Annotated in this window: 15 protein-coding genes; 4 read left to right on the top strand and 11 right to left on the bottom strand. The window is 71.3% G+C overall.

The features are described from left to right. The first annotated feature begins 14 nt into the window (after nucleotides 1–14). Nucleotides 15–962 carry a LysR family transcriptional regulator gene (locus OG289_RS04080; protein WP_327312615.1) on the top strand — a complete coding sequence of 316 codons (948 nt, stop codon included), beginning with the start codon at nucleotides 15–17 and terminating at the stop codon, nucleotides 960–962. A 32-nt stretch (nucleotides 963–994) separates the two neighbouring features. Further along, the gene (locus tag OG289_RS04075; RefSeq protein WP_442819063.1) at nucleotides 995–1,507 is read left to right on the top strand and encodes a recombinase family protein; all 513 of its coding nucleotides are present in this window, start codon (nucleotides 995–997) and stop codon (nucleotides 1,505–1,507) included. 113 nt (nucleotides 1,508–1,620) lie between these two features. On the opposite strand, the gene OG289_RS04070 is transcribed toward OG289_RS04075, so the two are convergent. From OG289_RS04070 to OG289_RS04050, 5 genes are all read right to left on the bottom strand, one after another. Beyond that, nucleotides 1,621–2,103, bottom strand: a complete 483-nt coding sequence (locus OG289_RS04070; protein ID WP_327320582.1) for a Tn3 family transposase — start codon at nucleotides 2,101–2,103, stop codon at nucleotides 1,621–1,623. Between the two features lie 179 nt (nucleotides 2,104–2,282). Next, on the bottom strand, nucleotides 2,283–3,101 hold the full coding sequence (locus tag OG289_RS04065) for a class I SAM-dependent methyltransferase (protein ID WP_327312614.1): 819 nt from the start codon (nucleotides 3,099–3,101) through the stop codon (nucleotides 2,283–2,285). Beyond that, the gene (locus tag OG289_RS04060; protein ID WP_327312613.1) at nucleotides 3,098–3,715 is read right to left on the bottom strand and encodes a TIGR04282 family arsenosugar biosynthesis glycosyltransferase; all 618 of its coding nucleotides are present in this window, start codon (nucleotides 3,713–3,715) and stop codon (nucleotides 3,098–3,100) included. The genes OG289_RS04065 and OG289_RS04060 overlap by 4 nt, the downstream gene beginning before the upstream one ends. Further along, nucleotides 3,712–4,446, bottom strand: a complete 735-nt coding sequence (locus tag OG289_RS04055; RefSeq protein WP_327312612.1) for a glycosyltransferase family 2 protein — start codon at nucleotides 4,444–4,446, stop codon at nucleotides 3,712–3,714. Before OG289_RS04055 ends, OG289_RS04060 begins: the two co-directional genes overlap by 4 nt. A gap of 453 nt (nucleotides 4,447–4,899) precedes the next feature. Then, nucleotides 4,900–5,559 (bottom strand): YceI family protein, encoded by a 660-nt coding sequence (locus OG289_RS04050; protein WP_327312611.1) that lies wholly within the window; start codon nucleotides 5,557–5,559, stop codon nucleotides 4,900–4,902. Between the two features lie 413 nt (nucleotides 5,560–5,972). On the opposite strand from OG289_RS04050, the gene OG289_RS04045 reads away from it, so the two are divergent. Then, on the top strand, nucleotides 5,973–7,583 hold the full coding sequence (locus OG289_RS04045) for an MFS transporter (protein WP_327320581.1): 1,611 nt from the start codon (nucleotides 5,973–5,975) through the stop codon (nucleotides 7,581–7,583). A gap of 31 nt (nucleotides 7,584–7,614) precedes the next feature. On the opposite strand, the gene OG289_RS04040 is transcribed toward OG289_RS04045, so the two are convergent. The 6 genes from OG289_RS04040 to OG289_RS04015 all read right to left on the bottom strand — a co-directional run bounded on the left by OG289_RS04040 (nucleotide 7,615) and on the right by OG289_RS04015 (nucleotide 12,738). Beyond that, entirely contained in the window at nucleotides 7,615–7,899 is a 285-nt protein-coding gene (locus tag OG289_RS04040; RefSeq protein WP_327312610.1) for a hypothetical protein, read from the bottom strand. After that, entirely contained in the window at nucleotides 7,878–8,042 is a 165-nt protein-coding gene (locus OG289_RS04035; RefSeq protein WP_327312609.1) for a hypothetical protein, read from the bottom strand. The genes OG289_RS04040 and OG289_RS04035 overlap by 22 nt, the downstream gene beginning before the upstream one ends. 211 nt (nucleotides 8,043–8,253) lie before the next feature. Next, nucleotides 8,254–8,955, bottom strand: a complete 702-nt coding sequence (locus OG289_RS04030) for a FadR/GntR family transcriptional regulator (protein ID WP_327312608.1) — start codon at nucleotides 8,953–8,955, stop codon at nucleotides 8,254–8,256. Nucleotides 8,956–8,975: 20 nt separating this feature from the next. Beyond that, nucleotides 8,976–10,016 carry an ABC transporter permease gene (locus OG289_RS04025; protein ID WP_327312607.1) on the bottom strand — a complete coding sequence of 347 codons (1,041 nt, stop codon included), beginning with the start codon at nucleotides 10,014–10,016 and terminating at the stop codon, nucleotides 8,976–8,978. Nucleotides 10,017–10,018: 2 nt separating this feature from the next. Continuing rightward, entirely contained in the window at nucleotides 10,019–11,635 is a 1,617-nt protein-coding gene (locus tag OG289_RS04020; protein ID WP_327320580.1) for a sugar ABC transporter ATP-binding protein, read from the bottom strand. 50 nt (nucleotides 11,636–11,685) lie between these two features. Further along, entirely contained in the window at nucleotides 11,686–12,738 is a 1,053-nt protein-coding gene (locus tag OG289_RS04015) for a sugar ABC transporter substrate-binding protein (RefSeq protein ID WP_327312606.1), read from the bottom strand. A 261-nt stretch (nucleotides 12,739–12,999) separates the two neighbouring features. Here OG289_RS04015 and OG289_RS04010 point away from each other — a divergent pair, with 261 nt between their 5' ends. Then, the gene (locus OG289_RS04010; protein ID WP_327312605.1) at nucleotides 13,000–14,337 is read left to right on the top strand and encodes an enolase C-terminal domain-like protein; all 1,338 of its coding nucleotides are present in this window, start codon (nucleotides 13,000–13,002) and stop codon (nucleotides 14,335–14,337) included. Nucleotides 14,338–14,346: the final 9 nt, after the last annotated feature.

The raw sequence follows: 14,346 nt of genomic DNA, 5'->3' as shown, positions 1-14,346 counted from the left end.
TATAGTCCACAGATATGAGTGAGCTAGAGGTGCGGGAGCTGAGGTACTTCATCGCGGTCGCCGAGGAACTGAACTTCAGCCGGGCCGCGCAACGCCTGGGGATGGCGCAGCCCCCGCTGTCGAAGGCGATCGCTCAGGTGGAGTCCCGGCTCGGGGTACGCCTGCTGGAGCGCACCACCCGGCAGGTGAGGCTGACCACCGCCGGTCAGGTGCTGCTCGACCAGGCCCGGATCGCGGTCGACGCGGTGCACGCGGCGGCCCGGCGTGCACGCCGGGCCGGTCAGCCGACACCCCAGCTCGTCGTGGCGGTCAAGCCGGGAGGCGATGCCGGGCTGCTGCAGGAGATCCTCGCCGCCTACCGGGGAACGGGTTCGCATCTGCCGCCGCCTGAAGTCGTCGTCGGCGGCAGCGGAGAGCCGATCGCCATGCTGCGGGACGGCCGTGCCGATGTAGCGCTGCTGCGCAGCCCGTTCGACGGTCAAGGGCTGGATTCCCAGACGCTCGTGGTCGAGCCGCGACTGGCCGTTCTCCCCGCCGCGCACCGCCTGGCCGGACGCCGGCGACTGCGGCTGACCGACCTCAAGGGCGAACCGATCCCACGCTGGAAGGGGGCCGCCCCCTCCGCCACCGCCTACTACACAGGATGCGACGGAGCGGAAGCAGGCAATGGCCACACAGGCTTGGCGCCGGCCGACACTCCTGAGGGGCCGCTCGTGGCCAGCGTCGAGCAACTCCTGGAGGTGGTCGCGCTGGGCCAGGCGGTGGCGTTCCTGTCACTCTCCACCACCAAGCGGCACCAGCGCCCGGACATCGCATACCGGCCGGTCACCGGCCTCAGCCCCAGCGCGGTCATGGTCGCCTGGCCGGAGACCTCGCGATCCGCAGCCGTCGCCGCCTTCGTCCAAGCCGCCCACGACGTCGCCGCCCACCACCCCGACCACATGACCGCACTGGCCTACTGACCGGGGGCACTCACCCCTCGCCATGACGATCACTGCAGGACCAATTTCAGACAACCACCAGCGCGAAGAAAGGCCAGCACCCCCTCACCCGCCACCGCCATGCGCATGCCGCCTCGTCCCCGCGCTCGACCGCTACGGCCGGTCCCTCAAGGACCTGGTCAACATGGTCGGCGAACTCCGCCGCCGCGAGATCGGCTTCTGCTCTCTGCTCTCTGCACGAACGCCTGGACACCACCACCCCCGGCGGCCGTCTCGTCTTCCACGTCTTCGCCGCCCTCGCCGAGTTCATCCGCGAGCCCATCGTCTCCGGCACCCGCGAAGGCCTGGACGCCGCACGCGCCCGTGGCCGTGTCGGCGGCCGACCCACCGTCGCCACCCCCGAGATCATCCGCGCCGCCCGCGACCTGCTCCCCAACCCCGAGAACTCGATCACCTCGATCGCCAAGCTCCTCGGCGTCAGCCCCGGCACCCTCTACAACCACATCCCCGACCTACAGGAACTCCGTGCCTCCGGCCGCGTTCCGAACCAGCTCAGCGCAGACTGACCGCTACCGCCAAGACCCGCACCGATCCTCCCCGAAGGCCTAGCAGGCCGCGCAACCAGGGCGCATCCGTCAGACCTTCCTCTCTGTGCCCCGCGTACGGGCGGAGACGGTAGTCACTCGTCGGTGTCTTCGTCGTCGGCCGCCTCCGCCGGGTCGCGCAGAGGCCGCAGGTTGCCGCCGGCCGGGACGGAGGGGCGGAAGCCGTAGCGGCCGAGCACGTTGAGGTTGGCGTGCCGCAGCGGGGAGAGGCGGGTGACGTCCTCGTCCAGGACGTCGTGCTCGCGCTGGCCGGCGGGCAGGGCCCTCAGCTGATCGGCGGCGGCGTCCAGGTAGCGGGTGGTCCACAGCACGGCGGCGTTCAGCACCAGGCCGAGCTCGACTTCCTGGACCTCGCGACAAGTCCCTCTGCGAGAGCGGCTCTTCCGAAAGGACTTCCGGTGACCGGCTCCACCTCGCCTGCCACCCCACCCCTTGCCGACATGTCCGCCGTAGCCACGCGCACTGCCGACCCACGTCCACGCGGTGCGGCCGGCGGTCGCCGGCCTGCACCGGCTCGGGCCTCGGCGACCGGGCGGGCGCCGGTCGCCGGTGTCCAGACGTACTGAACCGGCATGCCGGTGGACCGGAAGGCCCTCGCGGCCAGTTCGCAGAGCCGCCTCAGGCAGTCGGGAGCCGCCCCGCTGCTGCCACGATCTGGTGCTGCTGCCGCCTTATGTGGTGGTGGACCGGCGGTCAGGGCGCTGCTGCTTCTGGTGTGATTACCGCTGATCAGCGGTCAGGTGGCAGGCCGGCACCCGCGGGTGACCGGTCTGTCGGCGGACGGGTTCCCGGACCGCTGGCTGCTGATCACGGCCGTTTCGTTCGCCGGTCCGGCGCTCCTCTTCCTGCTGCGGCTGCGCAGGACGACGAAGCAGCGTCCGCCGCTGGTCCACTGATCGACGGCACGCCAGCCCGCGCGGAGCCCGTACCGCAGCAGGGCCGGCGTGCCCAGCCGGGCCCAGGGGAACGGCGTGCCGCGGGTGCCGTGCGCGTCGGTGATGTGGACGCGGATGCGCTCGTCGATGTTCATCGGCACGGTTTCGGCTATCAACAGCCCACCCGGTACGAGAACCTGGGCGAGTCGGCCGAGCAGGGCGCGTGGATCGCCACCGATGCCGACGTTGCCGTCGACGAGGAGCCCGCTGCCCCAGCGGCCCTCGGCGGGCAGCGGCTCGAAGACGGACCGGCGTAGTGCGGGGCCGCCGACCGCGATGGTCCGGGTGACGGCTGCCTCGCTGACGTCGATGCCGAGGACCCGCCGTCCCTGTTCCGCGAGTTCGGCGACCAGCCGCCCGGGGCCGCATCCGATGTCGAGTACGGAGCCCTCGCATCGGCCCAGTATCTCCAGGTCCACGGCATCTGCGCGGGCGCACCACCGTTCCACCTCCAGCGGCAGCAGCCGGCCGTCGGCCCGGCGGAGGAAGAGCGGTCCACGGCCGCTGTGCAGCGCGCGGGAGTAGGGATCGGCGGTGGCCCAGGCAGGCTCGTGGGCCGGGTCCGCGCGGTCGAGTTCTCCGAGGACGGAGGGTGCGATCACCTGTGTCGTTCGGTTCATCGGCCCGCGACCGCCATGAGCTCGGCGAGGCGCGAGGCGAAGAGGCCGTGCGGTGCCGCCGCCGCGACCTCCTCGGCGTCGGCGGCCGTGTCGACGTCCCGCAGCCACGGCAGGTCACGCACCCGCAGTCCGGCACCGACGAGCCGCTCGCGTTGCACGGCCCCCGTGACAGCCGTCGACATCGGGACTCCCCGCAGCAGTTCCGGATCAGGTTCGGCCAGCCCCAGGGCCCAGAAGCCGCCGTCCTCGGCGGGCCCGAACCAGGCGTCGCATCCGGTGAAGTCCACGGTGAGCAGCTCCGGTGTGACGTGGGGCGTGTCCATCCCGATGAGCAGGGCCGGGCCGTCGCAGTCGGCGAAGGCCGCGGCCAGCCGCTCGTCGAGGCCGCCGTCGCACTGGGGTACGACGTCGAAGCCCGGCGGGAGCCAGGGTCCGGGTGTCCCCTCCAGGACGAGGATCCGGCGGGTGGCGGGAGCGGCCGCGACCGCGTGCAGCGTGTCGGTGAGGGCAGCCTCGGCGAGGGCCGCGGCTTCCGCCGGAGTGAACGGCGGGGTGAGCCGGGTCTTCACCCGTCCCGGCCGCGGCTCCTTGGCGATGACGAGCAGCGTGGTCATCGAGCGGTCACTCCCTCTTCGACGTCGGTGAGGTTTTCGGCGGCGGGGGTGGGTTCGGCGAGCACCCGGCTCATGTCCCGGACGGCCTGCCAGGTGCCGCGCCAGGTGCCGGTCACCTTGGAGGCGCCGGTGCGGGGCAGGTGGGGGACGTCGTGCTCGGCGATCCGCCAGCCCGCGTCGGCGGCGCGCACCACCATCTGCAGGGGGTGGCCGCCGCGCCGGTCGGTGAGGCCGAGGGCGAGCAGCCTCTCGCGGCGGGCGGCCCGCAGCGGACCGAGGTCGTGCAGTCGTGGTCCGGTGCGGCGGCGCAGCGGCCGGGCGAGCGCGAGGTTGCCGGCCCGGGCGTGCGCGGGCCATGTCGACCGGCCGCGCGGTCGACGGCGTCCGAGCACCAAGTCGGCTCCCCCGGAACGTACTTGGCGTACGAAGCGGACGAGCAAGGGCGGGTCGAGGGAGGCGTCGCAGTCGCGGAAGCAGACGATGTCGGCGGTTGCGGCGGTCGACCCGGCGTGGCAGGCGGCGCCGAAGCCCCGGCGGGGCTCGTGCACGACGGTGGCGCCGAGCCCAAGGGCGATGTCCGCGGAGCCTTCGGTGGGGCCGTTGTCGACGACGAGGGCCCGCCGGCCGGCCGGGATCCTGGCGAGCACCCAGGGCAGGGCCTCGGCCTCGTCCAGGCAGGGGAGGAGGGCGTCCACGGCAGGGGAGGAGATCGGGGTGGTCACGGAATTCACCCTACGGAGACGAACTACACATAACGGACGCCTGCTCCTTACGAAACGCGGACGTCGTGACCCGGAGCGCCGAGGCCGCCACGCGTCCTGGCCGTGGAGGACCTTGAACGCCTGGCGGGACGGGACCGCATTCGCTCCCGGCGCACAACTCCCGGGTCCCTTGCGAAACCTCGCGTCAACGGCGGGGCGGCCACCGGCGAAGACCGGGGGCAGGAATCGCCTCCGTGGCCCGCCGCCCGCCGTGCAACGAGCTTCTGGCAAGGCCACGTTCACTCAGGCGCCGCCGAGACGCGCCAGGGTGCGGTCGTTCTCGGCTCAACTGCTCCTCAGAGACGGCACCATGACCGCACAGGCAGGGACATCGGACGGGGGCGCCGCAGTTTTCCGAGAGTCAGCCGTCCGGCGACCAGCGCCATGCCCGGTGTCCAGAGCGACTTCTCGTCGAACCGCCGGTCAGCCGACGGCGGTGGTGCGAATGGCGGCGATGTCGAATTGGAGCCGCACCTTCTCACTCACCATGGCGCCGCCCTCGGCCAGTCGGGCGTTGTACGTCAGGCCCCACTCGGAACGATTGATGGTGGTGGTGCCGTCGAAGCCGGCCCGTTCATAGCCGAACGGGTCGGTGACATGTCCTATGTAGGTGAGTTCCAGGACTACGGGGCGAGTGGTTTCCCTGATGGTGAGATCGCCGGACATGCGGTAGACGTCGGGACCCGCGAGTTGTACCGCGGTACTGGTGAAACGCATACGGGGATAGGTCGCGGCATCCAGGAAGTCACGGCCGACCAGGTGGGCGTCGCGCTGTTCCACGCCGGTGTCGACGCTCGCGGTGGACAGCACTATCTCGGCCCTCGAACGGACCGGGTTACGGCCGTCGAAATAGAGCCGGCTCTCGTACTCGGTGAAAGCGCCGCGCACTGTCGTGACCAACGCGTGCCGGACGGAGAAGCCTATGCGGCTGTGCGCCGGGTCGATCATCCACTCGCCGGTCAGCGCCGCGAGGGCGGGATCCGGCAGACCGGAGGAGGGGAAAGCGGTGGAGTCGACGGGGCGTTGCGGAGCGGTGGGGGGTGCCGAGCGCCGGAGGGAGGCGCCGCGGGTGAACAGGTTCATGGCTCACGTAGTTACTGCACCGCGGATATCGTCGCAAGCCTGCTTCAGAAGTACCGGCGGATCGAATCAGTACTGAAAGGCTTATAGGCAGTCACCGAATGACCGGCGACTACAACATCCACACATGCTCGTCACCGAATGGCCAAGTGAATCCCCGTACTTGGCCGAGCGAATTCTCCGCGTCGGGGGCCGCGCGGCGTGCCGGCCCCGCCGTCCATGGGGTGAGCCGAGGTCGGAAAACCACGGAAATCCGGGTCAGGATGTCGGTTGTCCGGGTTTCGGCGGGCCGGACTGGAGTCGGACGACCGGTGGAGCCGAGGGTGATCGCCGTCAGTCAACCCCAGCGCCCGGTGCCCAGCGCCCTGCGGCGCCGCAAGGGAGAGTCTTCCGTGAATGCCACGACCACGGCGAACATGCCGCAGGAACGGCGGGCCGCCACGCTCGTCATGGCCTGCGTCGGTGTGTTCGTCGCCTACCTGCCGGTGACCACCGTCTCCGCGAGCCTGCCCGCCGTCCAGCGGGCTCTCGGCGCCTCGACCTCCCAGCTGTCCTGGGTCTCCGACGCGTTCGTCCTGCCCATGGCGGCCCTCATCCTCACCGCCGGCGTCTTCGGCGACGTCCACGGGCGCAAGAAGGTCTTCCAGGCGGGCCTCGCCCTCAGCGGACTCGGCGCCCTCGTCGCGCTCTGCGCGCAGAACGTCCAGGTGGTCTGGGCCGGCCAGGCCCTGGCCGGACTGGGTTCGGCCGCGCTGCTGCCCACCACTCTCGCCCTGATCAGCCACGCGGTGCCCGACCCGCGTGAGCGCGGCAAGTTCATCGGTCTGTGGGCCACCTCGCTGACCGCCGCCCTGGCCCTGGGTCCGGTCATCGCCGGCACCATCCTGAACCACTTCGACTGGCGCTGGATCTACCTCCTGCCCGTACCCGCGTCGCTCCTCGCGATGGTCGTCGCGGCGAAGCTGCTGACCGACTCCCGTGCCCCGGGTTCGCGCCGGCTGGACTGGCCGGGCCAGATCACCGCCGCCCTGACGATCACCGCCCTCGTCTACGGCATCATCGAAGGCGGCGCCACGTCCTTCTCCGACGTCAAGGTCATGGTGGCGCTGTCGGCCGCGGCGGTCGGCGCCGTCGCGTTCGTCCTGGCGGAACGCTCCAGCGCCGACCCCATGCTGGACCTCACCCTGTTCCGCAGCCCGGCGTTCACCGCCACCACCCTGATCGCGATGATCAGCTTCCTGGGGCTGATCGGCTTCTTCTTCGCCCTCAGCCTCTACTTCGGCATGGTCCAGCAGCTGTCCACGCTCGACGCGGCCTGGCGTCTGCTGACGGTGTCCATGGTCCCGCTGGTGCTGGGCGCGCCCGTCGGCCGACTGGTCCACCGGGTCTCGCCGCGGGTGCTCATCCCGGGCGGTCTGCTGGTCGCCACCGGAGCGCTGCTGTCCCTCACCGACATCGGCGTGCACACGTCCTTCGGGTCGCTGGCCTGGCGGCTGGCGCTGCTCGGCCTCGGAATGGCCTTCGTGATCACCCCGATGACCGCCACCGCGGTCAGCTCGGTGTCCTTCCGTCAGGCGGGCATGGCCGCCGCGGGCAACAACGCCTTCCGCCAGGTCGGCGCCGCGCTCGGCCCCGCCGTCCTCGGCACCCTGTTGTCCGGCAAGGCCGTCGACGCCCTGCCGGGTCACCTCGCCGACGCCGGCCTCACCGGACAGACCGTCCAGCACATCAAGGCGGTCGCCGACCAAGGCGGCATCGGCGCCGTCGGCGGGCTCGACCTCGGCGCGGACACGCCCCGCGTCCTGGGCGCGCTGTCCGAGGCCTTCCTCGACGGCCTGCACCTCTGCCTGGTCGTCGCCGCCGTGCTGACTCTGCTCGCCGCAGCCGTCGGAGCGCTCCTGCTGCGCATGCCCCAGCACCCGGCACCGCCCAAGGTCGTCGGCCCCCGTCAGGAGCCGGCCGCCGCGCCGGGAACAGACGGGCACGGCGGAGCCCCCTCCCTTGCGGGCAACCACACCGGAGGCTGACAGCAGGACACGGACGTACCGGGGCCCGGGATCACGTGATGATCCCGGGCCCCGTCATGCGACGAGGCCCTCGGTCCGAGCCCGCGTGCCCGGCCCAGCCCGCCACCGGCCTGTACGCGCCCCGCCGTGAGTAGGCGATGACACCGAAGCCGGCGCCGGCCGGCACGGGCTGCCGGTACGGCCGGCTCTCGCCGCTGCCGGAGCCGGGATGCGGCAGGATGACCGCCTCCCCGTCGCCGCCGGTGTCTCGACACCACAGGCTGCCGCCCCCGGACACCGCCACCCGGTACTCCGTCACCGGCACCTGCGCGGGCACCGGCTCCCACGGACCTCGGCGTCCATCTCGGCGGCCGTGGCCAGGTGCGGGGCGGTGGCCCGCGCCGTCACCAGGACGTCGAGCCGACCGTGACGCTCGGCCGCCTCGTCCGCGAAGCGACGCGCGTCGGCGCAGGCGGTCATGTCGAGCGCCGGCTGCTACACGCTGGTCTCCGTTCGCAGCGGGTACGCCCCGGAGGACGGCGCTTCGCGGCAGTGGGCCGTCGCCGACCTGGGCGCCGGCGCCTACCGGCTCACCGGCCGGGAGAGCGGGACGGTCCTCGACGCCGAGCCGACTGGACCGGTCCGCTCCCACCTCGGCCAGGACCGACACCGACACCGTGGGCGGGGCCGGTCAGTCGTCGAGTGCGCACAGCGGGTCCTCGACGAGGCCGGCCGCCAACCACTGCTCCACGGCGGCGATATGGACCGTCGCGGTCGAGACCGCCAACTGGGCGTCGCGGGCCCGCAGCGCGCGCAGGATCTCGTCGTGCTCCCGGTGCGCGTGCTCCACGGCCCGCTCGGTCCGGGTGCCCCGGACGATCCGGACCCGCTGGGTGCGCGTGGAGAGCACGCGCAGCAGCATCGACAGCACCGGATTGCCGACGGCCTCGACGATCCGCAGATGGAACGCGATGTCGTGACCGACGAACTCCTCGACCGTCGCCGCGGACCGGGACCGCCGAAGGATTCCGCCCAGCTCGTCCAGATCCTCGGGGCCGAGCCGCACGGCGGCCAGCCCGGTCGCCTGGGGCTCCAACAGCCTTCGCACCTCCAGCAGTTGCAGGGCCGTCTGCCCCTGGGAGACGTCCGAGGCGAAGGACAGCGCCTCGAGCAGCAGGTGGGGCTCCAGGCTCGACACATAGGTGCCGTCCCCCTGCCGGGTGACCAGGATCCGCATCGCGGTCAGCGCCCGCACCGCCTCGCGCAGCGAACTGCGGGACAGGCCGAGCTGCCCGGCGAGGAGCTCCTCCTTCGGCAACCGGGAACCCGGAGCGAGGTCGCCCGCCACGATCATCGCCTTGATCTTGTCCATGGCCTCGTCCGTCAGTGCCACGAGCGTCCCTCTCTGTGCGGCTACTCCTGCTTCTCGCCGGAGGCGAAGCGGGAGATGATCAGCGCGACGATGATGATCGCGCCGTTGAGGAACTGGTTCCACAACGGCGGCACACCCGCCAGCGTCATCACGTTGACGACGAGCTGGAGCGTCAGCACACCGGTCAGGGCGCCGAACACGGAGCCCTTGCCGCCGTTGAGACTGACCCCGCCGATGACCGTCGCGGCGAAGACCTGGAAGATCCAGCCGCTGCCCTGGGTGGCGGAGATGGAACCGTAGTGACCGCTGTAGAGGATCCCGGCGAACGCGGCCAACAGGCTGCCGAGGATCAGGACCGCCCACACGATCCGGTCGACCCGGATGCCGGCCGTACGGGCCGCCTCCGCGTTGCCGCCGATCGCGTACAGCGCCCGTCCGTGCCGCAGCCAGGCCAGAGCGGCGCTGCCGAGGGCGAACAGCAGCACGCAGATCCAGATCGCCGCGGGCACCCCCCACCACGACGCCTTGCCCAAGTAGGTGAAGGAGGAGGGCAGTTCGACGATGGACTGGCCCTCGGAGAGGGCGACCTGAAGTCCGCGCAGCATCGTCAGCATGCCGAGGGTGACGATGAAGCCGTTGAGCCGCAGCTTCAGGATCAGGAATCCGTTGACGGCGCCGATCACCACGCCCACCAGCAGACAGAGCGGGACGGCCGTCCACTCGGGGAGCAGCCCGAGACCCGTGAACCGCGCGCCGCTCGTGGGCAGCACGAGCCAGACGGCGATGACCGGGGCCACGCCGATGGTCGACTCCAGGGACAGGTCCATCCGCCCGCAGATCAGGATCAGCGCGGTGGCGAGCACCAGCAGGCTCAACTCCGTGGACTGCTGGGCCACGCCGATGAGGTTGTCGGAGGTCAGGAAGGCGGGCGAGACGATGAACCCGATCAGCCCCAGGACCAGGATCGCCGGGATCAGGGACAGTTCACGGAACCGGCCGAGGTCGAGCCCGCGCCCGGTGTCCTTGGCGGTCGTCTGCGCCACGCCTGCTGCGGGGTCGGTGACATCAGTGGTGGCGGACATGACTACCTTTCGTCCTCATCGGTGTCGGGGGCCTCGCCGGAGCCGGGTGCTTCGGCCCTGTCGGCCACGCCCTCCATGGCGGCGACCACCTGCTCGTCCCGCCAGCCGGGCGCGAACTCGGCGACCACGCGGCCGTGGAACATCACGACGACCCGGTCGCACACCCTCAGGTCGTCCAGCTCGTCGGAGACGATCAGCGCGGCCCTCCCGCCGTCCGCGACCTCACGGATCCGGCGCAGCAGGAACTCCTTGGACTTGACGTCCACCCCGTTGGTGGGGCGCACGGCGACCAGGACACGCGGGTCGGTGGCCAGCGCCCGGGCGACGACGACTTTCTGCTGGTTGCCGCCGGACAGCGCGGAGACCGGGGTGGCCGCCCCCGGCGTCTTGATGTCGAGATCCCGGATCATGCGCTGGGCGAAGACCCTGGTCCGGGCGGGCAGCACGGTGCCGAACGGGCCCAGTTGGTCGGTGACGGTGAGCGTCGCGTTCTCCGCCACGGAGCGGTTGTGGACCAGGCCCTGGAGATGACGGTCCTCCGGCACCAGCCCGACGCCCGCGGCCAGCGCCGCCGGGACACTGCCCGTGCGTACCGCTCGGCCGCCGACCGAGATCCGGCCCTGCTCGGCTCGGTGCAGCCCTGCGACGGCCTCCCCGACCCGCACATTGCCGCTGGCCGCCGCTCCGGCCAGCCCCACCACCTCACCGGAGCGGACCGCCAGGGACAGGGCGCGGCAGGCGCCGGGGAGCGTGAGCCCCTCGATCGTCAGCAGCTCGGGGCGCTCGTCCGGTCCGTCCGGCCCGGCGGTCCGGCTGCCGTCGGCCGAGGCAGTGGCGGCGGTGGCGGACGTCTCCCCGGTCATGGCCTCCACCAGGGCCTGGTGACCGACCTCGGCGACGGGCGCGGTGAGGATGTGGGTCGCGTCGCGGTAGACGGTGACCGTGGCGCAGAGGTCGTACACCTCTTGGAGATGGTGCGAGATGTAGAGGAAGGCGACGCCCTGCTCCTGGAGGTCGCGGAGCTTGCCGAAGAGCCTGCCGATGCCACGGGCGTCGAGTTTCGCGGTCGGCTCGTCGAGGACGATGAAACGCGCGCCGAACGACAGGGCGCGGGCGATCTCGACGAACTGCCGCTGTTCCACGGTGAGTTCCCTGGCCCGCGCGCCGGCGTCGACGTCCACACCGTATTCGCCGAGGAGTTCCTCGGCCCGGCGCCGCAACTGCTTCCAGCGGATGGGCTGCAACGGGCTCGCGCTCTGCCGGTTCAGGAAGAGGTTCTCCGCGACGGTCAGGTTCTGGATGATCGTGGACTGCTGGTAGACGCAGGCCACGCGGGACCGCCAGGCGTCGATGTCGCCGACGGGCGGCGCGGGTTCGCCGTTGAAGCGCAGCGTGCCGGTGTCGGGCCGGCGCAGTCCGGTCAGGAGGGACACGAGGGTCGACTTGCCGGCTCCGTTGCGGCCCACCAGCGCGTGCGACTCACCGGGGGCGACGGCGATACGGGCCTCGCGCAGCGCGACGGTGGCGCCGAACCTCTTGCCGACCCCGAGGGCCTCGGCCACCGGGGTGGGCCCGGCGCCGCCGTGCGCGGGCCGGGGCACGGTCGCGGTGTCCGCCATGGTGGATACCGTCCTTCCAGGGGTGCGGGCGCTGTTGCCGGTCCGGTCGGTCACTGGCCGACGGTGTTGCCCCAGAGGGTCTTGTCCTCCACGTTTTCCTTGGTGACCAGCGGTGCCGGCAACTGGTCCTCGAGGCCGTTGGGGATCTCGATGATCGTGGAGTCGTGGTCGGTCCTGCCCGCCTTGAAGGTCTTGCCCTCGGCGGCGGCCTTGGCGTAGTACAGCGCGTACTTGGCGTAGAGGTCGGCGGGCTGCGAGACGGTCGCGTCGATCTGTCCCTTGCGGATCGCGTCGAACTCCTGCGGGATGCCGTCGTTGGAGATGATGCTGATGTGACCCTTCTGCCCGGCGGGCTTGAGCAGGCCCTTCTGCTCCAGCAGGGCCAGGGTCGGCTGCAGGAAGACACCGCCGGCCTGCATGTAGATGCCGTTGAGGTCGGGGTGCTGGGCGAGCAGGCTCTGCAGCTTGGCGGAGGCCACGTCGCCCTTCCAGTCGGTGGGCAGCTCGAAGACCTTGATGCCGGGGAACTTCTGCTTCATGCATGCGGCGAACGCCTCGGAGCGGTCGCGCCCGTTGATCGAGTCCAGAGCGCCCTGGAACTCGGCGACCTTGCCCTTGCCACCGAGCTGCTTGCCGAGGAACTCGCAGGCCTTGGTGCCGTACGCCTTGTTGTCGGCGCGTACGACCATGTAGACGTCGCCCTTGTCGGGGCGGGTGTCGACACTGACGACGGGGATCTTCTTCGCGGCGAGGGCGTCCAGCGTGGAGGCGATGGCGCCGGTGTCCTGCGGGGCCATGACGACGGCCTTGGCGCCCGTGTTCTGGAACACCTGCACGTTGGCGACCAGTTTGGTGACGTCGTTCTGGGAGTTGCTCAGCGGCAGCGCCTTGACGCCCTCGGACTTGATGTCCTTCTGGACGTACTCGGCGTAGGAGTTCCAGAAGTCGGAGTCGGAACGCGGCAGGTCGATCCCGATGGCGGGACTGTCGCCGCCCGAGCCGTCCGATCCCGCGCTGTCGCGGTTGCACGCGGTGAGGAGGCTGAGGGCCGCGACGACGGCGCCGACTGCGGCGGCGGTGGAACGGGTGCGAGCGAGCTTCATGGCCGGGTTGTCTCCTTAGCCAGGGCTGGGAGCCGCGCAGGGTGGGGGAGGGGGAGAGGAGGAGGACGCTGAATCTGATTCCTCCGATGTATCTCGAACGTCGAGGACGTTACGACGGCGTTGCCCGTGCTGACAAGGGGTCGTCATCGAACGAATCGAAGGGCTTCTTGGGGGTGTTGTCACGGAGTCGCGCTGCGCCTAAAGTCGCAGTTCTGTCATTCCTCCGATGAATGAGTGCCGTCAAGCAAGAAGGGCGCCCCCTTGACCGCAACCCCCGCCCGGATCATCGCGGTGGACACCCATGACGTCCGCTTCCCCACCTCGCGGGAACTGGACGGCTCCGACGCGATGAACCCGGACCCCGACTACTCCGCCGCCTATGTCGTGCTGCGCACAGACGCCGGCGACGGGCTCGAAGGCCACGGCTTCACCTTCACCATCGGACGCGGCAACGATGTCCAGGTCGCCGCGATCGCGGCCCTGCGGCCCCACGTCCTGGGACGGTCCGTGGCCGAACTGTGCGCCGACCCGGGCTCGTTGAGCCGCGACCTGATCGGGGACAGCCAGCTGCGCTGGCTCGGCCCCGAGAAGGGCGTGATGCACATGGCCGTCGGCGCGGTGGTGAACGCGGTGTGGGACCTCGCCGCCAAACGCGCCGGCCAGCCGCTGTGGCGACTGCTCGCCCACGCCGAACCCGAGTGGCTGGTCGCCCAGGTCGACTTCCGCTACATCGCCGACGCCCTCACCCCGGAGGACGCCCTCACCCTGCTGCGGGACGGGCGCGGCGGGCTGGCCGAGCGCGAGGCGGCGCTGCTGGAGCGCGGCTACCCCGGCTACACCACCTCGCCCGGCTGGCTCGGCTACTCCGACGAGAAGCTCACCCGCCTCGCCAAGCAGGCCGTCGCCGACGGCTTCACCCAGATCAAGCTCAAAGTGGGCGCCGACCTCGACGACGACCTCCGGCGACTGCGCACCGCCCGCGCCGCCGTCGGCCCCGGCGTGCGCATCGCCGTCGACGCCAACCAGCGCTGGAACATCGGCGAGGCCGTCGCATGGACCCGCGCGCTCGCCGAGTTCGACCCGTACTGGATCGAGGAGCCCACCAGCCCCGACGACATCCTCGGCCACGCCGCCGTCCGCCGGGGCGTCGCCCCCGTGAAGGTCGCCACCGGCGAACACGTGCAGAACCGCATCGTCTTCAAGCAACTCCTCCAGGCCGGCGCCATCGACGTCCTCCAGATCGACGCGGCCCGCGTCGGCGGAGTCAACGAGAACCTCGCGATCCTGCTGCTCGCCGCGAGGTTCGGATTGCCGGTCTGCCCGCACGCCGGCGGTGTCGGCCTGTGCGAACTCGTGCAGCACCTCGCGATGTTCGACTACCTGGCCCTGTCCGGCACCACCGAGAACCGGGTCATCGAGTACGTCGACCACCTCCACGAACACTTCACCGCACCCGTGGTGATCCGTGACGGCCACTACACGGCCCCGCTCACCCCCGGCTTCTCCGCCGCCATGCACCCCGAGTCCCTCGCCGAATACCGCTACCCGGACGGCGCGTTCTGGGCCGCCGACCTCGCGGGGCGGCCGGAGAGCACCTGAGCGTGCGCT

The organism is Streptomyces sp. NBC_01235, from assembly GCF_035989285.1.
GTDB lineage: Bacteria > Actinomycetota > Actinomycetes > Streptomycetales > Streptomycetaceae > Streptomyces.
Note: the sequence above shows the minus strand (reverse complement) of the source record. Positions and strands in the feature narration are given on the sequence as shown.

Coding starts and splice junctions, on each gene's coding strand:
- OG289_RS04080 (WP_327312615.1), top strand. CDS start 15: ATGAGTGAGCTAGAGGTGCGGGAGCTGAGGTACTTCATCGCGGTCGCC.
- OG289_RS04065 (WP_327312614.1), bottom strand. CDS start 3,101: ATGAACCGAACGACACAGGTGATCGCACCCTCCGTCCTCGGAGAACTC.
- OG289_RS04060 (WP_327312613.1), bottom strand. CDS start 3,715: ATGACCACGCTGCTCGTCATCGCCAAGGAGCCGCGGCCGGGACGGGTG.
- OG289_RS04050 (WP_327312611.1), bottom strand. CDS start 5,559: ATGAACCTGTTCACCCGCGGCGCCTCCCTCCGGCGCTCGGCACCCCCC.
- OG289_RS04045 (WP_327320581.1), top strand. CDS start 5,973: ATGCCGCAGGAACGGCGGGCCGCCACGCTCGTCATGGCCTGCGTCGGT.
- OG289_RS04035 (WP_327312609.1), bottom strand. CDS start 8,042: ATGACCGCCTGCGCCGACGCGCGTCGCTTCGCGGACGAGGCGGCCGAG.
- OG289_RS04025 (WP_327312607.1), bottom strand. CDS start 10,016: ATGTCCGCCACCACTGATGTCACCGACCCCGCAGCAGGCGTGGCGCAG.
- OG289_RS04020 (WP_327320580.1), bottom strand. CDS start 11,635: ATGGCGGACACCGCGACCGTGCCCCGGCCCGCGCACGGCGGCGCCGGG.
- OG289_RS04015 (WP_327312606.1), bottom strand. CDS start 12,738: ATGAAGCTCGCTCGCACCCGTTCCACCGCCGCCGCAGTCGGCGCCGTC.